Origin of the sequence: Sanguibacter sp. Z1732, assembly GCF_051020515.1 — a bacterium.
Classification (GTDB): domain Bacteria; phylum Actinomycetota; class Actinomycetes; order Actinomycetales; family Beutenbergiaceae; genus CALKWS01.
Genome location: NZ_CP194857.1, coordinates 1,104,757 through 1,127,941, shown reverse-complemented (window position 1 = coordinate 1,127,941; position 23,185 = coordinate 1,104,757). Strand labels below are relative to the sequence as shown.

The following is a 23,185-nucleotide window of genomic DNA, read 5'->3' as shown; positions in this document are numbered from 1 at the left end:
ACCAAAGCAGGAGGACCCGCGCGCAGGGCCGCCCGTAGGCTGAGGCGCGTGAGGGCCAGTCCAGAAGCGGTGAGCGGCGGTCCGGCGCGGGCAGGTTCGCGCGGGTGGCCGCACCGGTGGCTGGGCGGGTGGACCTGGCTGTACCTGCTCATCACTGTCGGCTCGTGCGTCTCCGCGATCATCGAACCCGACGCGCACACCTGGCAGCGAGTGCTGATCGCCCTGGCCGTTCCGGCGGTGGTGTGGGGCGTGCTGGTGCGTCACCACCGCCCGCTGGTGCTGCCCGTGGTGGCACTGGTGCTGGTGGCCACCAGCACCGATGCGGTGCTGCCGGTGGCGATGTTCTCCCTGGTGCTACGGCGCCGGGACCGCCTCACCGCTCTGGTGGCGGCGCTGGCCGCGGGGCTGGTAGTGATCAGTTTCCAGGTGCAGGCGTTCCCGTCGACCATGGGCGCCGGACTGACGTTCGAGGGAGAGCCGGTGCCGGCTCTGCTCGAACCGTGGCTGGAGTTGGCCGCCGAGTTGGCGCTCTTGATCGGGTTGCCGATGCTGCTGGGGGCGTTCCTCGCCCAGCGCCGGGCCCTTGTGGCGACGCTGCGCGAACGGGCCCGGCGGGCAGAGGAGGAGCAGGAACTGCGGGCCGCCCGGGCCGTGGCCGCCGAGCGGGAGCGCATCTCTGGGGAGATGCATGACGTGGTGGGCCACAAACTGGCGCTCATCTCCATGCAAGCCGGCGCCCTGGAAGTGAACCCCGACGCCGAGCGGGAGGTGGTCGAAGCCCAGGCCAAATCGCTACGGCAGACGGCCGGGGAGGCGCAGGCGGAGTTGCGCGGACTGCTGGACATGATGGTCGACGACGACGCTCCCCTGGCCCCGCAGGCAGGCCTTGAGGAGGTGCCTGCCCTGGTGGAGCGGACCCGCTCGGCCGGGGTGCAGGTGGAACTCGCGCTCGCGGTGGACGAGGAGGTGGGTCCGGCCGTGGGACGGGCCATCTACCGGATCGTGCAAGAGGGGCTGACCAATGCGCTGCGACACGGGTGCGGGGGCTCGGTGGAGGTCTCGGTGCGCGGGGGAGGCCGTGAGGCTGTGGTGGTGGAGGTGAGCAATCCGTTGCAGGGGTCTGCTGGGCGCCGGGATTCTGCTGGGCGCGGGGAGGCTGCTCGGGCCGGGATGGGGTTGGCCTCACTGGCCGAGCGGGTGCGGGTGCTGGGGGGGCACGCTGGAGGCCGGGCCGATGGGGGAGCGGTGGGTGCTGCGGGCGGAACTGCCGGCTCAAGGGGTCGGGAGTTCGGGGGCCTCGGACGAGGTGCGAGACGGGTTAGGGGAGGAGCGGCGATGATCCGGGTGCTGATCGCTGACGATGATGCGCTGGTGCGATCCAGCCTCCGGATGATCCTGGGCTCGGACGCCCGGCTCGAGGTGGTGGCTGAGGCCGCCGATGGCCGGGAAGCCGTGGAGCAGGCGCGAGCGCACCGTCCCGATGTGGTGCTGATGGATATTCGAATGCCGGAACTGGACGGTATTGCTGCGACGGCGGAGGTGCTGCGCGCGGTGCCCGGCACTCAGGTGTGCGTGCTGACCACGTTCGGTGCAGATTCCTATGTGGCCGGTGCGCTGCGCGCCGGGGCTTCGGGTTTCTTGCTGAAGGACACCTCCCCGCAGGGCATCGTGCAAGCGGTGCATACGGTGGCCCACGGGGACGCGATGCTCTCGCGGGGGCTACCCGGATGCTGCTGGACCGGTTCACCGAGGACGGTTCAGCCGCCGCCCGGGAGCGAGCCGAGACGGTGGCCGAGGCGCTGGCGACCTTGACCCCGCGGGAGCGGGAGGTGGCCGACCTGGTGGGTGAGGGCGCCTCGAATGCGGAGATCGCGGCAGCGCTGTACATGTCGGAGACCACGGTGAAGACCCACGTGGGACACGTGCTGGCGAAGTTGGGGGTGGACAACCGGGTGAAAGTGGCGCTCGCGGTGCGGGATGCGCGGGGGGGAGAATGAATCTGGCGGGGCGCTCGAAGGACCCGAATCGCCCGTAGTTCCGACCGGCCCAGACGATACGCCACGAGTGCTAACTAACGATGGACCACTGCCACTCTGTGAGTCCCTGAAGTGGCTCCGTCCGATCGGAAGCGTCGGTAGTCTCCACGCATGGCTCGCATCCGCTCCCTCACTCAGGCAAAGTCCGATGGACGTATTCATCCCACCGAGGTCGATTGCACTTGGCAGGTCACGCACAGTGACGGAGGCGTCGCGTATCTCACGCTAAGCACCTACGGCTCGGACACTCGAGCGAGCAAGCCGAAGGTAAGTCAGACTCTCCAAATGGACCGCGAACTCGCCCAGCAATTGGTGGGCGTTCCAAAGGTGACTTTCGGGCTGTAGTGGCGTGGCGGCCGAGCCGACACTTGATCAGATTCTTCGTGCCGCTCAGTTGCCGTGTCGGATGTGTGTGTCCGAGCGACCTGCAGCGGTAGGCGAGCCATGCTCGGGACGATCCCCTCTTCCAGGCCTGCAAAGCGTCCCCGGATGTCACCGGCGCCTGTTCTAATGAGGTGAACGGCGGTTCGGCGCGGGGGTAGGTAATGCTGCAGCACATCACAACGGCCTACGGCCTACCGGCCCTGGACCGGCTCCATGCGGTGGTCAACCAGGTCAAAGCCGAGGACCCCATGGCCCCAGTACTGGTGCTCGCGCCGAGCAATATCGCGGGCACGGTCGCCCGGCGTCATCTCGCCCGCGAGGGATCGCCCCATGGGCCAGGTATCGCCGGGATCGACATCACCGTCACCACACGGCTGGCCGAACAACTCGCCACCCCGATTCTGGCTCCGCGCCGCCCACTGACCCGCCAAGTCCTCGCAGCAGGATGGCGCCGCGCGCTCGCCACCGACCCCGGCATCTTCGAAGAAACCGCCGACCATCCCGCCACCGTGCAGGCCCTGATGCAAGCGCACACCGAACTGCGCGACCTGTCCGAAGCCGAACTCGATCAGGTTTCCGCCGCGGGCACGGTGAGCCGTGACCTGGTTCGGCTGCACCGCCAGGTGGTCACCGCCATGGCCCCGCAGTGGTACGACCGCACCGACATCCTCACCACCGCGACAGGCCACATTCCGTTGGACCCGCTCGCCGCCGCGGTGATCGTCTACCTCCCGCAAGACCTCACCGTCGCCGAGCAGTCATTCCTGCACGCTCTCGCCAGGAACAACGAGGTCACGGTGCTCCTCGGCAGCAGCGGGGTGGCACGCGCGGACGAAGGGTCCCACCGACTCATCGCAAGCGACGCACTCGAACGGCTGGACGCGCCCGTGCCCACCGCCACCGGGATCCTGAACACCTCCGACTCCGACGACGAAGTACGCACCGTGGTGCGCCACGTCCTAGACGACCTCAACAACGCCCAGGCACATCGAATCGCCGTGCTCTACACCGCCGCCGACCCCTACGCCGCCCTGCTGCACGACCACCTGCGCGACGCCGGGGTGCGGATCAACGGCACCGGGTCGCGCCCGATCATCGACCGCGCGCTGTCCCGCGCGGTCCTCGGGCTGCTTGACCTGGCTGCTGATGAGATGCCCCGCGCCGGGTTGTTCCGCACCTTGGCTGACGCCCCGTTCCTTACCTTCACCGGCGGTCGGGTGCCGGTGGCCCGATGGGAACGCATCTCCCGGGAGGCCGGGGTGGTGAGCGGCACCGACTGGCGCACCCGCCTGGACCGCTATATCCAGCAGCAACACACGCGCGCCGACCGGGCCCACGAGGACGATCGCGACGGTGCAGTGCGGTACGCCACCGCCCAGGCGCAGGCCGCGGCGGACCTGCAGCAGTTCGTGCACCACCTGGCCGGCGAACTCCAGCGCGCCACCCAGATGACCGGCTGGACGGACCTGGCCACCTGGTGCCAGGACCTCATCACCACCTGCTTCGGCGAACCGGGCGACCTGACCGCCCTCCCACCGGAGGAGCAGTACGCCGCAGCCGCCATCCGCACCACGCTGGGCGCCCTGAGCATCCTCGATGACATCGACTCCACCGCCTCCCTGGCGGCCCTGCGCCAAGCCCTGGACGCCGACCTCAGCGAGGCCATCCCCCGCCTGGGCCGCTTCGGCGACGGCGTGCTCGTCGCGCCGCTGTCCCACGCCGTCGGGCTCGACGCCGACGTCGTGTACGTGCTGGGCCTGAGCGAGGACCTCTACCCCGGACGACCCAGCGGGACTCGCTGCTGCCCGACCCGGTGCGCTCCGCCGTCGGCCCCTTGACCACCCTGCGGGACCGGCAAGGCACCGCCTACCGGCACCTGCTCGCCGCGTTCGCAGCCGCACCGCACGTCGTCGCCTCCTTCCCCCGCGGGGACCTACGGAGTTCCTCCCGCCGCCTACCCAGCCGCTGGCTGCTGGGCACCCTGCGTGAACTCGCCGGGGACAACACCCTGGCCGCCACCGACTGGGACACGGTCGGGGACCTCGGCGGGGCACTGAGCACCTCCAGTTCCTTCTCCGCCGAACTCCTGCGCGGGCAACGCCTCGCCACCGACCAGGAGTGGCGCACCCGGGCCGCGGCCACCGACCAACTCAACGACGCCGTCGTCCATGCCGCCCAGGAGACCCTGCGCGCCCGGGCCGGTGCCGCGTTCACCCGGTACGACGGCAACCTCACCGCCAGCACAGACCTGCCCGACTATCGCGACGGCCGCCGCCCCATCTCACCCACCGCCCTGGAGCGGTACGTGTCCTGCCCGCACTCGTTCTTCGTCGAACGAGTGCTGGGGGTGCGCCCGATCGAGCAACCCGAAGACCTCATCACCATCTCCCCGATGGAGGTCGGGAACCTGGTGCACCGCAGTTTCGACACACTGGCCCGTGAGTTCGCCGATGACCTACCCGGCTTCGGCGAACCATGGTCCGCGGCCCACCGCTCCCGGCTCATCGGGATCCTGCACGAGCAAGCCGCAGCCATGGAAGCCGACGGGCTCACCGGTCACCCACGGCTGTGGCGCCGCGAACGCGACCAACTCGAGGTGGACATGGCGGCCATGTTGGACGCCGATGATGAACGCCGCGCCGAACGCGCCGCCCGGGTGGCTGCCAGCGAGATGCCCTTCGGGCTCGGCGGCCAGGATCCGGTCACCCTGCAGGTGCCCAACGGCAACGTGCTGCTGCTCGGGAGCGCGGACAAGGTGGACCTCGGCCAGGACGGCACGGTCTACGTCACCGACATCAAGACCGGGTCGAGACGATCCTTCGAGGCCATCAAGCCGGACAACCCCCTCGCCGGGGGCACCCGGTTGCAGCTCCCGGTGTACGGGCTCGCCGCCCGCGACCGGTTCGGGAACCCTGATTCGCCGGTGCAGGCCGAGTACTGGTTCGTGCGCAAGGAACCCGGTTACGTCGGCATCGAGGTGGACGCCCCGGTGATCGAGGCGCTGGCCTCCACCGTCGATCTGCTCACCGAGTCGGTCAGTGCCGGCCTGTTCCCACCACGACCACCCGAGACCCCGGACTTCATGTGGGTCCAGTGCGCCTACTGCAACCCCGACGGCATCGGGCACGCCACCGCGCGCGAACGCTGGGAGCGGCAACGTCACGACCCGGCGCTGGCCCACCTGGTGGCACTGCTGGAACCCGAGGCTCTGGACCAGGAGGACGCATGAGTACCGACCAGGCCGTGGCGCTTCGGGACCAGTCCGTGCGGGACCGGATCACCACCGACACCGCTTCGACCCTGTTCGTCAACGCCGGCGCCGGCTCGGGCAAGACCCGGGCCCTGGTGGACCGCATCGCCACCCTGGTGCTGCACGACGGCGTCTCCATGGCTCACATCGCCGCCGTCACCTTCACCGAGAAGGCCGGTGCGGAACTTCGCGACCGGCTGCGCTCCCGCTTCCAACAGGCCTGGCGCGCCGAACCGATCGACGATGAAACCCAGCTCCACCGTGACCGGGCCGCCACCGCACTGGACGAACTGGACCGCGCGGCCGTGGGCACCCTGCACTCCTTCGCCCAACGGATCCTCACCGAGCACGCCATCGCCGCCGGGCTGCCGCCGCTGGTGGAGGTCATGGATGAGGTGGCCTCCTCGGTGGCCTTCGAGGACCGGTGGTCCCAGATCCTCACCGAGCTCCTGGACGATGAGTCGATGGAGCCGGCGCTGCTGCTGGGCATGGCCGCAGGCCTGAAGATCGACACGCACATCCCGTCCCTGGCCCGCGCCCTCGGTAACGACTGGGACCTGATCGCCGACCGCATCCTGCCCCACCCACCGGCCCGCGTGGTGGTCCCGGACACCTCCGGCGTGCGACGACAAGCCATCGACGTACTTGACCTTGCCGAACACTGCACCGACGCCGAAGACAACCTATTCAAGCGGTTTCCGGTGCTCACTTCCGCCACCCACGCCCTGCGCACAGCCCGCGACGACGCTGCCCAGGTGGCTGCGCTGCAGCAACTCGCCGGCCTGAAGTTCGGCCCACGCACCGGAAACAGCCGCAACTGGTCCTGCGATATCAACGAAGTCCGCGCCGCTGGCACCGCCTTGGTCGAGGACGCTCAGCGGGCGATCGCCAAGGTGCTGGACCGGTGCCTGCGGGCGGTGACCTACTGGACGGCCGAACGGGTGCTGGCCGCCGCGATGGAACGCCGGCGCGATGGCCGTCTGGAGTTCCACGACCTGCTCGTGCTCACCCGGGACCTGTTGCGCCACAACCCCGAGGTACGCCCGCGCTGCACCGCACCTACCAGCGGCTGCTGCTCGATGAGTTCCAGGACACCGACCCGATCCAGATCGAACTCGCCGTTCGCATCGCCGGCGGCGAGCAGGCTTCCGAACCGGACTGGCAAGGCGTGCACGTCCCAGAGGGGCGGTTGTTCGTGGTCGGCGACGCCAAACAGTCGATCTACCGGTTCCGCCGCGCGGACATCAACATGTACCTCAACGCCCAGGAACACCTGGGCACCGCGGTGTCCTTGACCACGAACTTCCGTACCCTCGACCCGATCCTGACCTGGGTGAACCACGTGTTCTCCCAACTGATCTCCGCCGAAGAGGGTCGGCAACCGGAGTACCAACCCCTGGACTCCTACCGCATCCAGGGCCCACCCTCCGGGCCGGCGGTCACCGTGCTGGGCGCCGCGGGTCACGACGCCGACGCGCAACCGGAAGGGAAATTGACCGCCGAGCGGTTGCGCATCCTGGAGGCCGACGACGTCGCAGAATCCATCCGCCTCATGCTCACCGAGGGGTGGCAGGTACAGCAGGGCGATCAGTGGCGGGCCGTGCGCCCGGCCGACATCGCCGTCCTGGTGCCGGCCCGCACCTCACTGTCCTATCTGGAGGCAGCCCTGACCCACGCGGGGGTGCCCTACCGGGCCGAGGCCAGTTCGCTGGTGTACCAGGCCGCTGAGATCCGGGCCCTGATGGCGTGCGCGCGGGAGATCGCGGATTTCAGCGACGAGTTGTCCCTGGTCACCGCGCTGCGCTCGACGTTGTTCGGCTGCGGCGACGATGACCTGTGGGAATGGCGCCGGCACGGCGGCAGGTTCACCTTGCGGTGGCAGTCCGATGAGCAACTGCCGGAACCGGTGCGCACCGGTCCGGTAGCCACGGGTCTGGAGGCGCTGCGTTCGCTGGCCCGGCAGGCCCGGTGGTCCACTCCGAGCCAGGTGCTGGAGGCGATCGTCGCCGAGCGGCGCATGTTCGAGGTGGCCGCCACCGGTCGGTTGGACCGGCGGGATGTGTGGCGCCGGCTGCGGTTCGTGGTGGATCAGGCCCGGGCGTGGTCACAGGTCACCCGGGGCGGGTTGCGCTCCTACCTGGCGTGGGCCGCCCGCCAAGGTGACGAATCCTCCCGGGTCAGCGAATCGGTGCTGCCCGAAACCGACGTCGATGCGGTGCACATCTCCACCATCCACGCCGCCAAGGGCCTGGAGTATCCCGTGGTCATCATGTCCGGGATGACCTCGCAGCCGCGGACCAACCGCGGACTGCAGCTTCTCTGGCCCGCCGAGGGCGGGTACGAGGTGCGCATCACCTCGCGCCTGCAAACCTCCGACTTCACCGATGCGCTGCCCGTCGATGAGCAGATGGACACTGCCGAGCGGATGCGGTTGCTCTACGTCGGGGCCACCCGGGCGCGGGACCATCTGGTGGTGTCCCTGCACCGGGACCGTGGTTCGAAGTCGCAGACCGCGGCGAAGGTCATCGCTGCGGCCGAGGGTGCTGCGAACGCGGAGCGGTTGGAGGACCTACCCGTCTCACAGTCCCTGGCGCTCGGCCGCGTGGAGACCGAGGTGGTGCCGGCACCGACGTGGCAGGAGTGGGTGGCCACGCGGGATCGGGCACGCGACAGCGCGAACCGTGACGCGGCCATGGTGGCCTCGGGGCTGGAAGGGACCGAGCCCACCGTGGTGCTTACCGACGCCGACCCGGGCTCCCACAAGGCCCAGCGGGACCTGGTGCTGCCGCCGTGGTCCAAGGGACGGTACGGCTCGGCGATCGGCCGGGCCGTGCACGGGGTGCTGCAAAGCGTGGACCTGGGCGCAGGGCAGGTTCCGGACGCGGCGATCGATGCCCAGTGCGTGGCCGAGGGCGTCACTGAGCACCAGGAACTGGTCGCTGCCCTCGTGAAGTCAGCGGTGCAGTCCGAGGTGGTGCGCGAGGCCGCCACCCGCCGTCACTGGCGAGAGACGTACGTGGGCACCACCCAGGAGGACGGCACGATCCTGGAAGGCTACGTGGACCTGGTCTACGACGACGGCAGTGGGGGCCTCGTCATCGTGGACTATAAGACCGACGCGGTCCCTGCGGCCGCGATCGAGTCCCGCATCGCCTACTACCAACCGCAGATGCAGGCCTACGCCACGTGCCTGTCCCGGGCTACCGGCCGGCGCGTGCGCTGCGTACTTCTGTTCCTGCACCCCGAGGGGGCGGTGGCGCGCGAGGTGCCTGTGCAGTTGGGCTGATCCCACACCGGGGTGAGCCGGCACGACACGGGCCTTTGGGCCCACGACGCCAACCCCGCGCCGTGATTCGATGGGGTATGGCCCACAGCCCGTTGAGCCTGCAGGTGGAAACGGTCGCAGCGATGCTCAACTGCGAGTTCACCGACCACCCGGTCTATGACGGCCTGGAACTTCAGTGGTTCGACGACGAGGCCCACGGCACCGGGATGCTGGCATTCCTGTCCCGGCGGGCCGACCGGCGGGTGGACTACTACTTCGACCCCGCCTTGCGGCTCGACCGCAGCAGGTACCACCTCGGCGGGGGCACCGGCGCGTGGCAGGCCACTGCCTTCGACGTCGCGCAGTTGCGGGTAGCCCCGGACGGTGTGCTGGCCCGCGCGAGTCTCACCGACGTCGACGGACGCCAGATCGAGGTACACGTTGATGACCGGGATGGAAAGCCCCGGCGCCGCGCCGGCCTGCTGGCGCCCGTCAGCGCTGCGATCGCCGAGCCGGAGTCGCTGCTGCTGGTGTGGATGCCGGCCTTCGACCTGGTCCACCGCACGCGCACGGCGCCGGTGCTGCGAATCGACGGTGAACAGGCGGCTATCGGGCGGTTGCCTGGAGCCGGGTTGCACCGGCGGTTGCTGATCAAGTACGCCGCACCGTTGCTCGTAACCACCCTGGGCCGCGCACACGAAGGCGCGCTGCAGGACCTGCCGGTCGTCAACGCCGGCGCCGATGGGACCGCTGTGCTTACCTCCCGCGCCGCAGGACACGCCGCGCACCTCGTCCTGGACCCCGCGATGCCGGACCTGACCGCGATCGCTCCCGGCACCCGGGAGCAGGGCAGGTGGCATGTGCGGGTCGACGACGTGCGCCTCACCGGGGGATCCTGGTCGTTGAGGCGGGACGACGGCGAGGTCACCGGTGACCTGGACGTCACCGAGCGGTGGCGTCCGGGGAAGTTGCCACTCCTGATGCGCCTGGTCACCACGGTGATGCCGGTGTTCCGACGCTGGCCCACCAGTTACCGCTGGCGCGGCGTGGTCACGTCGGGGACGATTCCCATGCTGCACAGTGTGTGGGAACGCACCGGCACCGGCGGGGTGGAGACGTACGTGCGCCGCACCGGGGGTGGATGAGGGTGTCACCGCCCGTCACCGTACCTGTCGTGGAGAGACTGCCGGCTGCGGGGTCAGTTGGGGCTCGCGGCCGGGATATCGGTCTTGGGAAAGTCCTCGCCTTTGAAGAGCAGCGGAGCATCATGGACGCGGGCGGTGGCGTAGGCGAGGCAGTCACCGTAGTTCAGAGCGGCCGGGTGGCGGCCCTTTCCAAACCTTCGCCATGCCTCCAGGGCAGCCTGGGCGTGGGCAAGGTCGAAGGGCACGACCTCATCGATCGCACCTGCGATGAGCAGATCGAGGTCGCGTGTGGCGTCGGGACCTTGCCGGGCCTCGACGACGATCGAGGACTCGACCAACGTCGCTGAGTTGAGGATCGCGGGCTTGCGCTGAAGAGCGTGGAGCATTGTCTCGGCCTCGGGTTCGCCGAGAACGATCGCGACGAGGGCCGAGGAATCGACCGCGATCACGCGGGTAGCCCTGCGGCGTCGTAACCGAGGATTTCGTCCTCCGTGCGATCGTCCATGTTCCGCCTGGCCCGGCCGCGATTGATGATCTCGGAGAGGTCGTGGCCCTTGGACGGTTGCCGTCGGACCCGCTCGAGGCGTTCCTGGAGGGCTTGTCGGGTAGCGACCGTGATGGACTCGCCGGTGGCCGCGGACAACTCGCGAGCCAGCCGGTCTGTTTCTGGGTCCTTGATGTTCAGGGCCATAGGGCACTCTATCAGGAAGATGTCTATATAGCGTTCTTCCTCGCGGCTATGACTGCAGCCGGGCGGCTTGGCGGGTGAGGTGATCGCGCTCGGGGATGCTGCTCGCAGCCTGAGCCGCCTCCAGGTAGAGAGTGCGGGCTTGCTCGGAGTTCCCGGCACGTTCGTGGAGATAGGCGCGCACGGCGGCATGGCGTGGGACATCATGCCGGATGGCTTCAGCAGCGCGTAGGCCGGCGAGGGGACCGTCGACCTGACCGAGCGCGACCGCCCGGTTGAGCGCCACGACAGGGCTGTCGGTGAGCGCGGAGAGTTCGTCGTACCACTGCAGGATCTGGGGCCAGTCGGTCTCCTCGGCCGATCGGGCGTCGGCGTGCAGCGCGGCGATCGCGGCCTGCGCCTGGTACTCCCCGAGCCGGTCCCTGGCCAAGGCGTACTGCAGGACCTGCACGCCTTCGGCGATGAGGGCGGTGTCCCAGGCTGAGCGGTCCTGCTGTGCCAACGGGATGAGGTCACCGCCAACGGAATGACGGGTAGCCCGGCGGGCGTGGTGGATCAGCATTAGCGCCAGGAGGCCGGCAACCTCCGGCTCCTCGCTCGCAGCGGCCGCCTGGCGCGTCAGGCGGATGGCCTCGGCAGCCAGGTCCACCTGCCCGTCGTAGCCTTCGTTGAAGATCAGGTAGAGCACCTTCAACACGGTGCGCAGGTCGCCGGGCTCATTCAGACGCTTCCCCCGCAGGGCGGCCTTGGCACGGCTGATCCGCTGGGCCATGGTGGCCTCCGGCACCAGGTAGGCCCGGGCGATCTGCGCCGTGGTCAGCCCCGCCACCGCACGCAGCGTCAGCGCCACCGCCGAGGCCGGGGTGAGTGCCGGGTGGGCGGCCAGGAACAACAGCAGCAAGGTGTCATCGGCCTGCTGCGCCGGCCCCGGGGCGGGAATGTCGTGCTCGCGCTGCTCCCGGCGGGCGCGGGCAGCCTCGGCGCGCACGGCGTCGGTGTACTTGCGCCAGGCGACGGTGACCAGCCACGCCCGGGGGTTCTCCGGGTGGGCGGCCGGCCACCGTCGCACCGCCTCCAGCAGTGCTTCCTGGACGGCGTCCTCGGCGGAGGCGAAGTCAGCGCCGCGGCGCACCAGCACCCCCAGCACGTGGGGACCCAGCTCGCGCAGGCGAGCGCCGTCGTCGTCGATCATCGCGCTACTGTGCCGCGGACATCCAGGTCTCCACGTCGCTGGCCTGCTGGGTCAGGAACGGGCGCACCTCGATCCACTCCTGCAGCGGCCTGCCACCCGGTCCCGGCGCGGAAGAGAGGAACGCCGCCGCCTCGTGGGCACGCTCCTGCGATTCCACGTCGATGATCATCCACCCGGCGATGAGATCCTTGGTCTCCGCGAACGGGCCGTCGGTCACCGGGGCCTTGCCCTGGGCGTCGAAGCGCACGAAGGTGCCCTGGGGGGACAATGCCTGGGAATCGACGAACTCCCCGCGTTCGGTGAGCACCTGGGCCACGTGGTCCATGAATGCCACGTGATCGGTGATCTCCTGCTCGGTCCACTCATCCATCGGCACCGCGGCTCCGGTGGGCTCCGGTCCGCCCCGGTAGTGCTTGAGCAACAGATACTTGGCCATGGTCGGCTCCCTCTGAGTCGGTGGCGGCCATTGTGCCGCCCTCACCTGGTAGACGGAACCGGATTGCCCGATTCGACATCGGGCGCTTCCGCGGAAGCGTCAGGACGCGGAGCGCAGGTCAGCAGCAGACTTCCAGGTAGGCCTGCAGATCGGTCAGGGCGGCCCTGATCCCGTCGCGGTCACCGCGATACCGGATGATCTTCCCCTCGCGAACGGACGTGACCACACCGCCGCGGCGCATCAGGGCCAGGTGCTCCGAAGCCGTCGATTGGCCGACGCCGGCCCGCTCGGCCACTTCGCCGACCGACAACTCCGCGCCGTCGAAGAACAGCAACATGATGCGCTGCCTGGTGGGGCTGGCGAGCGCCTTGAGGAAGTCGTGCGTGCCGGGCTGGAGTTCCGCGGGTATCGCCTCGGCGTCCGCGCCGGCCGCAACCGCTGCCTGTGCCATCTGCTCAATCCTCCTGCTCAGATCGTACCCGAAAACGTATTGACGTTTCGGGATATGTCGATATGTTGGGCACATGAGCACACCACAGCAGACAGTCCTGATCATCGGCGGCGGGCAGTCCGGCCTCGCCGCGGCGCGCGCGGCACGGGACCACCACCTTCGCCCGATCGTGCTGGAGGCGGGGGAGCGAGCAGTCGGTTCCTGGCCCCACTACTACAACAGCCTCGCCCTGTTCTCGCCGGCGCAGTTCAGCGGATTCCCCGGATTCACCTTCCCCGGGATGGTGATCGCTACCCCACTCGCGATGAGGTGGTCACCTACCTGGAGAACTACGCCGAGAGCCTGGACGTCGAGATCCGTACCAACACCAGGGTGCGCGCGGTCGAGTCCGACGGCGATGGTTTCGCGGTGCACACCACCGGCGGGGACACCCTGGCCGCCCCCGCCCTGGTCGCCGCCAGCGGTTCGTTCGCCAACCCGCATCTGCCGACGTTGCCGGGCTCGGAAACCTTCGCCGGCACCATGGCGCATGTGGCCGACTACCGTGATCCCAGCGAGTACCAGGGAAAGCGGGTGATCGTGGTCGGGGGCGGCAACTCTGCGGTCCAGGTCGCCGTCGAGTTGGCGCGCACGGCCACCGTGACGCTCGCCTCCCGTCAGCCGTTGCAGTTCTGGGAGCAGCGGATCAACGGCCTGGACCTGCACCACGCCCTGGTCGAGACCGGGTTCGACCTGCTGCCGCCGTACTGGTTGGCGCAATTGGTCACCGCCACCCTGGTGATCGACACCGGCGGTTACCAGCAGGCCTTCGCCACCGGGCTCCTGGACCGGCGGCCGATGTTCACCCGGTTCACCGACGACGGCATCGAGTGGCCCGACGGCAGCCGTGAGCAGGTGGACGCGGTGCTGTTCGCCACCGGCTACCGCCCTGCGCTGGAGTACCTGCGGCCCCTGGGGGCGCTGGACCAGACGGGCGCACCGTTGCACGCGGGCGGGTTGTCCATGACCCACATGGGGCTGGCCTACCTGGGCCTGGAGTTCCAGCGGTCCTTCTCCTCCAACACCCTGCGCGGGGTGCACCGCGACGCCGATCACGTGATGGCGCCGCTGGCCGCGCACATCCGAGGGTCCTGGAAGGCGACCGCGGCGCATCAGGTGCGGCCGAGTATGTCCGCGGTGTGAGTCCGGCAGCATCCGGCGCCGGCGCTACGGCGTCACCTGGGGTGGTGCACGGACGACGGCGAGTGCTGAGTGTGCTGTGCGGCACCCAGGTCGTCAGTTGGGGGGTGCTTTACTACGCCTTCCCGGTGCTGGCCACCGGCATCGCCGCCGGGACCGGGTGGTCGACGACGGCGATCACCGGCGCCTTCTCCACCGGCCTCCTGATCTCGGCCGGCGTGGGCATCCCGCTCGGTCGCCGGCTGGACGTCAGCGGGCCGCGCCGGATCATGGCCGGTGGTTCGGTGCTGGCCGTCGCCGCGCTCGTGCTGATCGCGCTGGCGCCGAACCAGGTCGCCTTCGCCGGCGGGTGGCTGGTCGCGGGCGTCGCGATGGCGGGGGTGCTCTACCCACCGGCCTTCACCGCGATCGCCCGCTGGTACGGGCCGGACCGTGTCCGCGCCCTGACCATCCTGACCTTGGCGGGCGGGCTGGCCAGTTCGGTGTTCGCGCCGTTGACCGCCGCACTGCAGGAACACCTGACCTGGCGGGGCGTCTACCTCACCCTGGCGGTCATCCTGCTGGTGGTGACCGTGCCGGCCCACTGGTGGGGTCTGCGCGCTCCGTGGCCGGCGCCGGATGCCCGGCCGGGCCGGGGGAGCGTCGACGCTGCGGGGACGGACTCCCCCGCCCGCATCGTGGGTAGCCCGCGCTTCGTCGCCGTGGTCACCGCCCTGGCCCTTGCCGGGTTCGCGGCGTTCGCAGCCCTGATCAACCTCGTGCCATTGCTGCTCGAGCGTGGGATGGATGCCCGTTCCGCTGCCCTGGCGCTGGGTCTGGGCGGCGCCGGGCAGGTGGTGGGGCGCCTCGCCTATCCCGCACTGTCCGCCCGCGTCGGCGTGCGCGCCCGAACGGTGGCGATCCTCCTCGCCGTCGCGCTGAGCATCGCGGCCCTCGCCGTGTTCACCTCGCCCACGGTGCTGATCCTCTCAGCCGTCGGTGCCGGGGTGGCCAGAGGACTGTTCACCCTCGTCCACGCCACCGCCGTCAGCGACCGGTGGGGCGCCGCCCACTACGGCCGGCTGACGGGCGTGCTCTCCGCGCCCATCACGGTGACCGTGGCGCTCGCCCCCTGGGCCGGGACGGTGCTGGCCGATCTGCTCGGAAACTACGCCGCGGCGTTCGGTGTGATGGGCGTGCTCAGCCTGATCGGCGCCCTGGTCGCCGCCCTGCTCGATCGCGGGCCCGGGCCGCCCGTCGGTATCACGACCGCGAGCAGTTGACGCTCCCGCGGGAGCGCCGTGGCAGCGTTACCGTTAGGCCATGCGAACGCTCGGGAACGTGCTGTGGTTTATCCTGGCCGGCTGGTGGCTGGCGCTGGCGTACGTGATCGCGGGGGTGATCGCGTGCATCCTGATCATCACCATCCCCTTCGGCATCGCCTCCTTCCGGCTGGCGAGCTACGTGCTGTGGCCGTTTGGGCGCCGCACCGAGTTCCGGGCCGACTTCGGGGTCTTGGCCGTGATCGGTAACATCCTCTGGATCGTGCTGCTGGGCTGGGAACTGGCGATCGGTCACCTGATTGCCGGGTTGTTGCTGTGCCTGACCATCGTGGGCATCCCGTTCGGGATCGCGTGCTGGAAAATGGTGCCGTTGGCGTTCTTGCCGCTGGGTCAGCGGATCGTCCCGGTGCGCTCGCGCGGGGAGGACCCCTTCGCCGCGGCGCCCGGGCACCCCTGACCAGGGTTTCGGCAGACTGCCGGCGGGTGCCGGTCGCCGTCGTCGGTGCTCTGAAGTCCTGCGCGGCGGCGTGCGGTGCCCGGGCCCTCACCCGCGGGCGATGGTGCGATCGGTGGTCACCTGCTCGTCCAGCGGTGTGGAGCGGGCGCGCCCGATGAGGACGAAGGCGGCGATGGCCGCGAACGTGGCGGCAAGCCCGGCCAGGACGCTGCCGGTCAGTGCCAGCACCGCGTAACCGGCCAGGGCCGCGACCCCTGCGGCGATCGCATAGGGCACCTGGGTCACCACGTGGGTGATGACGTTGGCGCCGGCCCCGGTCGAGGACAGGATCGTGGTGTCCGAGATCGGGGAGACGTGATCACCCAGCACCGCCCCGGCCAGCACCGCACCGAAGGCCGGCAGCAACAGCTCCGGCTGGTTCACCGAGGTCATGATCGCCCCGGCGATCGGCAGCAGCAGGCCGAACGAGCCCCAGGACGTGCCCGTCGCGAACGCGATCAGGGAGGCGACGACGAACATCACCGGGATCAGCCAGGCCGGGGGCATGTCGGCTCGCTCGACCAGGTCGCCGAGATACTCACCGGTGCCCAGCGTCCCGATCAGGTCGCCGAGTGTCCAGGCCAGGAGCAGGATCGCGATGGCCGGCAGCATCGACTTGATGCCCTCGAGCCACCCGCGGCCGAATTCGGACGCGGAGAAGTCCGGGTTCTTCGAGGTGTTGCGGAAGTAGTAGTAGAGGGCGAAGGCCAGGCCGATGAGCCCGCCGAGCACCAGCGCGGCAGAGGCGTCGGTGTCGGCCAGGATCGCCACCCAGTCCCAGGTGCCGGCGGCGCGGTAGCCGGTGAGGGCCAGCCCGGCGAACACCCCGAGGACCAGCGCCAGGAACGGAACGACCAGCGCCCGCCGCACGCCGGGGTAGTGCACCGGCAGGTCCTCGGCCAGTTCACCGGGGATTGTGGCGCCCTCGGCGTAGACCCTCCCCTCGGTCAGCGCGCGGCGTTCCTCTTTGCGCATCGGGCCCACGTCCAGGCGGAGCAGAACGATCACCCAGACCAGCATGACGGCGGCGATCGCGTAGTAGTTCGCGGCCGCGGCGCGCAGGAACGCCTCCAGGCTGCCCATGGTCAGGGCCGAGGCGGCCACCAGCGGGGCGATCAGGCCCATGATGTAGGCGCCCCAGCTGGAGAATGGGGCCAGTACCGCCACCGGCGCGGAGGTGGAGTCCACGATGTAGGCGAGCTTGGCCCGAGAGACCCGGTGCTTGTCCGTCACCGGGCGGCTGACCTGGCCCACCGCCAGGGCGTTGAAGTAGTCGTCGATGAAGATGATCAGCCCGAGCACCGCCGGCACCCCTTGGGCTCCGCGCCGGCTCGTGACCCGGGTGATCGCCCAGTCCGCCAGTGCGCGGGTGCCGCCGGACATCATGATGAACGCGGCGATCGCCCCGAGCAGCAACAGGAAGATGAGGATGTAGACGTACCAGGTGTTGACCGCGCCCTGGTCCCAGAAGATCACCGCGAATGACGCCCAGACCTCGCGCAACGTGGCGAGCGGGTCGAACTCGGCGATCAGGATCGCGGCGGCGAGCACGCCCAGGCCCAGGCTGATCAGCACCTTCCTGGTGGCGATCGCCAGGCCGATTGCCAGCAACGGGGGGATGAGCGTCAGGATCGGATAGTTCTCGGTCATCATCGTCCGCCTTCCGGTGAGCGCGATAGTAGTACCGGAAGGGCGGACGCGGGAGTGGATGGGCCGTGGCTGTCCCGATCGTTACTCGCGGAGCAGGTCGGCATGACCGTTGTGGCGGGCGTACTCCTCCACCATGTGCACCAGAACCCACCGCAGGCTCACGGCGCCACCATCGGCAAAAGGACGCTTCGCTACCTGGGCGAGGTCGCCGTCGTCGGCCATCAGTTCGGTGGCCAGGTCCCGGGACCGCTGCACCGCCTCCCGCCACAGCCGGTGCAGTTCTTGCGGGCCGTCCTGGGCGGCGGAGTGCCAGTCCCAGTCCGGGTCGGCGTCCCAGTCGGCGGTGTCCCACGGCGGCGCGGGCTCGCGTCCGGCCATGCGATAGCCGAACCAGAAGTCCTCCACGAAAGCCAGGTGCTTGAGCATCCCGCCCAGCGTCATCGTGGAGGAACCGACGGTGGTGTTCAGCCCGGCTGCGTCCAGCCCGTCGCACTTCCAGGCCAGCGTGGCCCGGTGGAAGTCCAGGAACCCCAATGTCGTGCCCGCCTCATCGGTGTTCATCGGCGGTTCGGGGCGGCCCTGCTCATCGACGGTCATGGAAGGCGAGCGTAGGGGAGGGAGGATGCGCAGGCCCAGGAGTTTCTCGGGGCCTCGGCGTCTGCCTGCCAGCTAGGCGATCGGGGCGAGGTGGATGCCCAGATCGGTGCGGCCGGACCCGCGGCGGGGATGGGCGTACAGCCACAGCGCAGTGCCGGGTTGACCCGGGTGACTGATCGTCATCACTGCCGCCGCCGGATCGTGGTCGGTGACGGCGAGGATGACCCGGGTGAGGACGCGGCGGGCGCGATCGGGACTGACCTTGTCCTCGAGCGCGCCGCGGACCAAGGAGTCACCGGCACCGATGATCGCTTGCAGGACCGCGGCGTCCAACGGACCGGTGAACGGCTCCAGGGCCTCGCGGCACATCGCGAGGTACTCCTCCTCGGCTTCCTGGCGCAGTTCACTCAGGCCGGTCGAGCCCGCAAGCGCGGCGACGACGTCGACCAGTTCGCGTCCCTCCGCCAGGCAGCAATCGATGTAGGCGCCCGCCACCAGACCCGCCACCGCCGCCAGTTGGGGGTCGGCCTCATCGAGCGCCGCCGCGAGTGCCTGGCGCTGGCGGGCCTCGAACTCCCGATACAACTCCGCGAGCACCCCGGCCCGGTCACCGAAGTGGTCATACACCAACGGCTTGGTCACCCCGGCCCGCTCGGCGAGGCGACCGAGCGTCAGTTCATCGGTGCCCGCCTCCCGGATGAACTCACGCGCCACCTCCAGCAGTTGGGCGCGCCGCTCCGACTTCGGCAGCCGACGACGCGGGGTTGTCACAGCGGGCTCGGTCATCGCCCCTCCTCGATCGCTCCGGACAACTTACCTGTGGTAACTTACCACAGGTAAGTTTCGCTAAGGTCAAGGAGAACGCTCGATGCCTACCCACACCACATCCGACCAGGAGGTGCGCCGCGGACAGGAGGTGCGCCTGCGCTCCCGCCCCGCCGGGGAGCCGACCGCCGAGAATTTCGACCTCGTCGACGTCGAGATCCCCACGCCCGGGCCCGGGCAGGTCCTGGTGCGCAACACCTGGATGTCGGTCGATCCGTACATGCGGGGCCGGATGGATGACACCGAGTCCTACATCGCCCCGTTCGCGCTGGGTGCTCCGCTGGATGGTGGTGCGATCGGGGAGGTGGTGGCCTCGAACGCGGCCGATGTGCCGGTGGGTTCGACCGTGTCCCACCTTGCCGGATGGCGCTCCCACGCCGTGCTGGACGCGGTCTCCCTCACCCCCGTGGACACCTCGGTGGCCCCGCCCGAGCACTACCTGGGCGTCCTCGGCATGACCGGCCTGACGGCCTATGTTGCGCTTACCGACACCGCGCCGGTTGAGGAAGGTGACGTGGTCTTCATTTCCGCGGCGGCAGGCGCGGTGGGCAGCGTCGCGGGCCAACTCGCCCGCCTCCTGGGGGCCTCGCGGGTGATCGGCTCCGCCGGCGGGGCTGCCAAGGTCGCCCGGGCGGTTGCGGACTTCGGCTTCGACGCCGCGATCGACTACACCGCCGGAGACGTCGCGGGCCAACTCGCCACCCTCGCACCCGAGGGCATCGACGTCTACATCGACCTCGTCGGTGGTGAGCACCTCGAGGCGGCGCTCGGCGCCCTGCGCCGGAACGGACGCGTCGCGATCGTGGGTGCGATCAGCGGGTACAACTCCACCGGCCCGGCCCGGGGCCCGGCCAACTTCTACCGCACCCTTCCGCGGCGGTTGAGCCTGCGCGGGATGATCGTCAGCGACCACGCGGACCGCACCAGCGAATACGTCGAACGAGCCACGGGGTGGTTGGCCGACGGTTCCCTGCGCGCCGAGAACACTGTGGTGGAGGGGCTGGAGAACGCTCCGGCGGCGTTCCTGAGCCTGTTCCGCGGTGCCAATACCGGCAAGCTTCTCGTGCGTCTCGGCGGGTAGAGGCCTGCTCAGCACCCCCGTCGACCTCAGGGCGAGGACGTGAGCCGGCCGTGACCGGGCTGGTCGGTGTGGTTCGCGGCGTAGCGCACCGCCGAGGCCGTGTGCGCGTGGTGGCCGGGGTCCGCCGCGGGCAACTCGAAGGAACTGGGTAGCGGGAAGTACTGCTGGAGGAACTCGCGCAGCAACGGGCCGCTCCCCTCCTCACCGACGCCGGGTGAGTCGTTCAGGCAGAACACATCGAACTGCCGGTCGCGCAACAGTGCCCGGAACCGGCGTGCGGCCCGCGGGTGCGCCAGGTCCAGGTACAGGTAGGCGAGCCGCCCGGGGACCGCCCTGCCCAGGGCGTAGGCGTAGTTGTGGTGCAGCGATGAGGAGATCGACAGGTCATCGGGGTGGCGGAACCTGGAGGCGGCCACTTGGGCGAACATCCCCGGGTGCTCGGCCTCCATCAGTTCCAGCACGGAGCGCAGTTGGGGGTGCGGGGTGTGCTGGAACAGGTGGGTCACCCGGCGCCCGAACACCTCGGCGATCAACGCCCGGTTGTTCTTCGCCGCGCTCATCACCGGTACGTCATCGGCTTGGTGCTCCTGGGCGTCGATGAGTGCGGAGGCCATGAAGAACTTCGCAAGCCCGTTGGCGTGGAAGAACGCGTCCGGGTCCACCGGGCGGCCGAAGAACACGTCGTCGTTCAGGTACAGGTACTGCTCGGCTAGGCCGGAGATGTGGTGCAGTTGCGACTCGATCGCGTGGGAGTTGAACACCGGCAGCACGTCGGGGTCGGTGAAGATCTCCCGGTGGTCCACCACGCGAATCCTCGGGTGGTCGGTATCGAGCCAGGCCGGTGCGTGCCCGGCGGTGACGATGTGCACCCGGCGCACCCACGGGGCGAACATCTCCAGGGAGCGCAAGGAGTAGCGCAACTCATCATGGGAACGGAACCGGGCCGCGTGCGTGGCCGCCTCTTGCGCCTGCTCGGCCACCGGCAGCCCGAGCGCGGCCATGCGCTCGGTGTTCCACTGCGGGTCCGAGCCGTCCACCCAGGTGTAGACCACGTCGATGGGCCGGACCACCGCGAACACGTGCGGCTCCCGACCTACCTCCAGCGCCCCGCGCGCCACTGCCTGCTGCCACTGGGCCGGGTTCAACCGTGAGGTCCAATGCTGCCGGCGCGGGGACACCACAGCGGCCTCGCTCTCCCCCGGAGGCTGGCCGACGTCACCTGGCTGCACGTGCGTCCACACCTGCACGTCCACGCCCACTTGCGCACCCACCAGGGCCCCTGCCGCGCTGGGCTGGTCACGGTACAACCGGAACCCATCGTTGCCGCGCGCGGCTCTGGTGAGTCGGGTCGAGGTGACCCGGCGGCCGCGTGACTCGAGCGGCTCGGCATCCAGGTCGACCACGCGCCACGTGCTGTCCAGGCCCAGGGCGAGGGCGGTGCATGCCGGTGTCAGGTCACTGCTACGGACGACGACGACGGCCCCGCCTGCCCCGGCCGGTGCCACGGTGTTGGGTACCCCGGCGATCCGCAGCACCTGCAGGATGTGGGCGCACGGTGGCGAGGCGTCGGTCCCGTGTGCCTGCACCTGCGCCCAGCTGAGCGGTATGGGCGATGTGGTGTAGACAGAACCCATGCCACTTGACGGAGAGTACGTCCCCAGTCCCCGCGAACGCGTGCGCGAGCACGTCGAGGTGTATGAGCGCACCGGCGGCGCCGAGGGCGGCACCCTGGGCGGGGTGCCGGTGATCATCCTGACCAGCCGCGGCGCCAAGTCCGGCAAGGTCCGCAAGATCCCCCTGATGCGGGTTGAGCACGAGGGCGCCTACGCGGTGGTCGCCTCGATGGGCGGTGCTCCCACCCACCCGCTCTGGTACTACAACCTCAAGACTCACCCGCATGTACAACTGCAGGACGGGGCGCACACGTGGGACATGCACGCACGTGAACTCACCGGCGCGGAGAAGCAACAGTGGTGGGACCGTGCCGTGACCACCTTCCCCCCGTATGCGGAGTACCAGGACAAGACCGACCGGGAGATCCCGGTGTTCGTGCTGGAACGCCTCGAGGACCAGTAGGCGCCGGCGTCCTCGTTCGCCCGCTCTCCTCCGAAGGGGGACCAATGGCCCGTGCGGGCGGCACGCCTGCCTGCCACCCTGGAGATGGAGCCGGTGAGGGCCGCCGGCTGGGACGAGAGGATGTCAGATGAAGGCGCTGCAATACCGCACGATCGGGGCTGCCCCGGAGGTCGTGGAGATCGACACCCCTGAAGCGGGGCCCGGGCAGGTGCGCCTGAAGGTCACCGCCGCGGGCGTGTGCCACTCCGATGCGTTCGTGATGAGCCTGCCCGAGGAGGCCTACATCTACGGTCTGCCGCTGACCCTGGGACACGAGGGGGCCGGGATCGTGGACAAACTCGGTGACGGTGTCACCGGTGTGGAACTCGGGGCCGCGATGGCCGTGTACGGGCCGTGGGGGTGCGGACACTGCTACACCTGCGCCCAGGGCAAGGAGAACTACTGCCAGCGGGCCGTCGAACTGGGAATCGCTCCGCCGGGCCTGGGCTCCCCCGGTGCGATGGCCGAGTACATGATCGTCAACAACGCCCGCCACCTGGTGCCGCTGGGTGACCTGGATCCGGTGGCGAACGTCGCCCTGACCGACGCCGGGCTGACGCCGTATCACGCGATCAAGGAGTCCCTGGGCAAACTCACCCCCGGATCGACCGCGGTCGCGATCGGCGCCGGCGGGCTGGGGCACGTGGGCATCCAGATCCTGCGGGCCCTGACCTCCGCCACGGTGGTGGCCCTGGACATCGCCGAGGACAAACTGCAACTGGCCCGCGACGTGGGGGCACACCACACCTTCCTGTCCAACGACGACGCCGTGGAGCAGGTGCGCACCCTGACCGGGGGGCGCGGGGCGACGGCGGTGTTCGACTTCGTCGGGGTGCAGCCCACCATGGACCTCGGGGCGAAGATGATCGCCATGGAAGGTGACCAGGTGATGGTCGGGGTGGGTAACGGGACGCTCCCGGTCGGTTTCCTTGACCGACCCTATGAGTCCACGGTGCGCGCCCCCTACTGGGGCTACCGCAGCGAACTGTTCGAGGTGCTGGACCTGGCCCGGGCCGGGGCGGTCACGGTGGAGACCGAGGTGTTCTCCCTGGACGATGCGCCCAGGGCGTACGAGAAGCTCGACGCAGGGACCCTGCGCGGACGTGCGGTGATCGTGCCCTGAGCGGGCACGC

The 23,185-nt window shown here is 69.8% G+C and carries 21 protein-coding genes and 2 pseudogenes; 14 read left to right on the top strand and 9 right to left on the bottom strand.

Translation table 11 applies throughout. From position 1 onward, the window contains the following. Window positions 1-48: 48 nt before the first annotated feature. The 7 genes and pseudogenes from ACRRRO_RS06045 to ACRRRO_RS06015 all read left to right on the top strand — a co-directional run bounded on the left by ACRRRO_RS06045 (window position 49) and on the right by ACRRRO_RS06015 (window position 10,080). Window positions 49-1,812, top strand: a complete 1,764-nt coding sequence (locus ACRRRO_RS06045; RefSeq protein ID WP_434081224.1) for an ATP-binding response regulator — start codon at window positions 49-51, stop codon at window positions 1,810-1,812. Beyond that, on the top strand, window positions 1,788-1,997 hold the full coding sequence (locus ACRRRO_RS06040) for a response regulator transcription factor (RefSeq protein ID WP_434081223.1): 210 nt from the start codon (window positions 1,788-1,790) through the stop codon (window positions 1,995-1,997). Before ACRRRO_RS06045 ends, ACRRRO_RS06040 begins: the two co-directional genes overlap by 25 nt. Window positions 1,998-2,581: 584 nt before the next feature. After that, window positions 2,582-4,258 (top strand): hypothetical protein, encoded by a 1,677-nt coding sequence (locus ACRRRO_RS06035; protein WP_434081222.1) that lies wholly within the window; start codon window positions 2,582-2,584, stop codon window positions 4,256-4,258. Then, window positions 4,255-5,649, top strand: a complete 1,395-nt coding sequence (locus tag ACRRRO_RS06030) for a PD-(D/E)XK nuclease family protein (protein ID WP_434081221.1) — start codon at window positions 4,255-4,257, stop codon at window positions 5,647-5,649. The genes ACRRRO_RS06035 and ACRRRO_RS06030 overlap by 4 nt, the downstream gene beginning before the upstream one ends. Beyond that, window positions 5,646-6,883, top strand: a pseudogene (locus ACRRRO_RS06025) (UvrD-helicase domain-containing protein); the annotation flags it as partial. The gene ACRRRO_RS06030 and the pseudogene ACRRRO_RS06025, both read left to right, overlap by 4 nt. Before the next feature lie 36 nt (window positions 6,884-6,919). Continuing rightward, the gene (locus tag ACRRRO_RS06020; protein ID WP_434081556.1) at window positions 6,920-8,956 is read left to right on the top strand and encodes a UvrD-helicase domain-containing protein; all 2,037 of its coding nucleotides are present in this window, start codon (window positions 6,920-6,922) and stop codon (window positions 8,954-8,956) included. Between the two features lie 104 nt (window positions 8,957-9,060). Next, the gene (locus ACRRRO_RS06015) at window positions 9,061-10,080 is read left to right on the top strand and encodes a hypothetical protein (protein ID WP_434081220.1); all 1,020 of its coding nucleotides are present in this window, start codon (window positions 9,061-9,063) and stop codon (window positions 10,078-10,080) included. 53 nt (window positions 10,081-10,133) lie between these two features. On the opposite strand, the gene ACRRRO_RS06010 is transcribed toward ACRRRO_RS06015, so the two are convergent. The 5 genes from ACRRRO_RS06010 to ACRRRO_RS05990 form a co-directional block, all read right to left on the bottom strand. After that, window positions 10,134-10,529: a type II toxin-antitoxin system VapC family toxin gene (locus tag ACRRRO_RS06010; protein WP_424786644.1), complete on the bottom strand. Its 396-nt coding sequence runs from the start codon at window positions 10,527-10,529 to the stop codon at window positions 10,134-10,136. Further along, window positions 10,526-10,771, bottom strand: coding sequence for a type II toxin-antitoxin system VapB family antitoxin (locus ACRRRO_RS06005; protein WP_424786643.1), 246 nt, complete (start codon window positions 10,769-10,771; stop codon window positions 10,526-10,528). Before ACRRRO_RS06005 ends, ACRRRO_RS06010 begins: the two co-directional genes overlap by 4 nt. A gap of 46 nt (window positions 10,772-10,817) precedes the next feature. Next, entirely contained in the window at window positions 10,818-11,960 is a 1,143-nt protein-coding gene (locus tag ACRRRO_RS06000) for an RNA polymerase sigma factor (protein WP_424797372.1), read from the bottom strand. 4 nt (window positions 11,961-11,964) lie between these two features. After that, the gene (locus ACRRRO_RS05995; protein ID WP_424797373.1) at window positions 11,965-12,396 is read right to left on the bottom strand and encodes a YciI family protein; all 432 of its coding nucleotides are present in this window, start codon (window positions 12,394-12,396) and stop codon (window positions 11,965-11,967) included. 118 nt (window positions 12,397-12,514) lie between these two features. Next, window positions 12,515-12,847 carry an ArsR/SmtB family transcription factor gene (locus ACRRRO_RS05990; RefSeq protein WP_424797374.1) on the bottom strand — a complete coding sequence of 111 codons (333 nt, stop codon included), beginning with the start codon at window positions 12,845-12,847 and terminating at the stop codon, window positions 12,515-12,517. A 73-nt stretch (window positions 12,848-12,920) separates the two neighbouring features. Between ACRRRO_RS05990 and ACRRRO_RS05985 the strand changes: the two are divergent. The 4 genes and pseudogenes from ACRRRO_RS05985 to ACRRRO_RS05970 all read left to right on the top strand — a co-directional run. Next, window positions 12,921-13,004, top strand: a pseudogene (locus tag ACRRRO_RS05985) (hypothetical protein); the annotation flags it as partial. Window positions 13,005-13,156: 152 nt separating this feature from the next. Continuing rightward, the gene (locus ACRRRO_RS05980; protein WP_434081219.1) at window positions 13,157-14,029 is read left to right on the top strand and encodes a flavin-containing monooxygenase; all 873 of its coding nucleotides are present in this window, start codon (window positions 13,157-13,159) and stop codon (window positions 14,027-14,029) included. Beyond that, complete coding sequence (locus ACRRRO_RS05975) at window positions 14,026-15,288, top strand: MFS transporter (RefSeq protein WP_424797376.1); 1,263 nt, start codon at window positions 14,026-14,028, stop codon at window positions 15,286-15,288. Before ACRRRO_RS05980 ends, ACRRRO_RS05975 begins: the two co-directional genes overlap by 4 nt. Before the next feature lie 40 nt (window positions 15,289-15,328). After that, the gene (locus ACRRRO_RS05970; protein ID WP_424797377.1) at window positions 15,329-15,745 is read left to right on the top strand and encodes a YccF domain-containing protein; all 417 of its coding nucleotides are present in this window, start codon (window positions 15,329-15,331) and stop codon (window positions 15,743-15,745) included. Between the two features lie 87 nt (window positions 15,746-15,832). Here the strand turns inward: ACRRRO_RS05970 and ACRRRO_RS05965 are convergent, their stop codons facing one another. The 3 genes from ACRRRO_RS05965 to ACRRRO_RS05955 all read right to left on the bottom strand — a co-directional run bounded on the left by ACRRRO_RS05965 (window position 15,833) and on the right by ACRRRO_RS05955 (window position 18,817). Then, the gene (locus tag ACRRRO_RS05965) at window positions 15,833-17,434 is read right to left on the bottom strand and encodes a Na+/H+ antiporter NhaC family protein (protein WP_424797378.1); all 1,602 of its coding nucleotides are present in this window, start codon (window positions 17,432-17,434) and stop codon (window positions 15,833-15,835) included. An 81-nt stretch (window positions 17,435-17,515) separates the two neighbouring features. Beyond that, window positions 17,516-18,031 (bottom strand): DinB family protein, encoded by a 516-nt coding sequence (locus ACRRRO_RS05960; protein ID WP_424797379.1) that lies wholly within the window; start codon window positions 18,029-18,031, stop codon window positions 17,516-17,518. 72 nt (window positions 18,032-18,103) lie between these two features. Beyond that, window positions 18,104-18,817: a TetR/AcrR family transcriptional regulator gene (locus tag ACRRRO_RS05955; protein WP_434081218.1), complete on the bottom strand. Its 714-nt coding sequence runs from the start codon at window positions 18,815-18,817 to the stop codon at window positions 18,104-18,106. An 82-nt stretch (window positions 18,818-18,899) separates the two neighbouring features. On the opposite strand from ACRRRO_RS05955, the gene ACRRRO_RS05950 reads away from it, so the two are divergent. Then, window positions 18,900-19,937: an NADP-dependent oxidoreductase gene (locus tag ACRRRO_RS05950; RefSeq protein WP_424797381.1), complete on the top strand. Its 1,038-nt coding sequence runs from the start codon at window positions 18,900-18,902 to the stop codon at window positions 19,935-19,937. 26 nt (window positions 19,938-19,963) lie between these two features. Here the strand turns inward: ACRRRO_RS05950 and ACRRRO_RS05945 are convergent, their stop codons facing one another. After that, on the bottom strand, window positions 19,964-21,571 hold the full coding sequence (locus tag ACRRRO_RS05945; protein WP_424797382.1) for a stealth family protein: 1,608 nt from the start codon (window positions 21,569-21,571) through the stop codon (window positions 19,964-19,966). Between ACRRRO_RS05945 and ACRRRO_RS05940 the strand changes: the two genes are divergently transcribed. Both ACRRRO_RS05940 and ACRRRO_RS05935 read left to right on the top strand, forming a co-directional pair. Beyond that, window positions 21,570-22,013 (top strand): nitroreductase family deazaflavin-dependent oxidoreductase, encoded by a 444-nt coding sequence (locus tag ACRRRO_RS05940; protein WP_424797383.1) that lies wholly within the window; start codon window positions 21,570-21,572, stop codon window positions 22,011-22,013. The two genes, ACRRRO_RS05945 and ACRRRO_RS05940, sit on opposite strands and share 2 nt — an antisense overlap. Before the next feature lie 127 nt (window positions 22,014-22,140). Beyond that, window positions 22,141-23,175 carry an NAD(P)-dependent alcohol dehydrogenase gene (locus ACRRRO_RS05935; protein WP_424797384.1) on the top strand — a complete coding sequence of 345 codons (1,035 nt, stop codon included), beginning with the start codon at window positions 22,141-22,143 and terminating at the stop codon, window positions 23,173-23,175. Window positions 23,176-23,185: the final 10 nt, after the last annotated feature.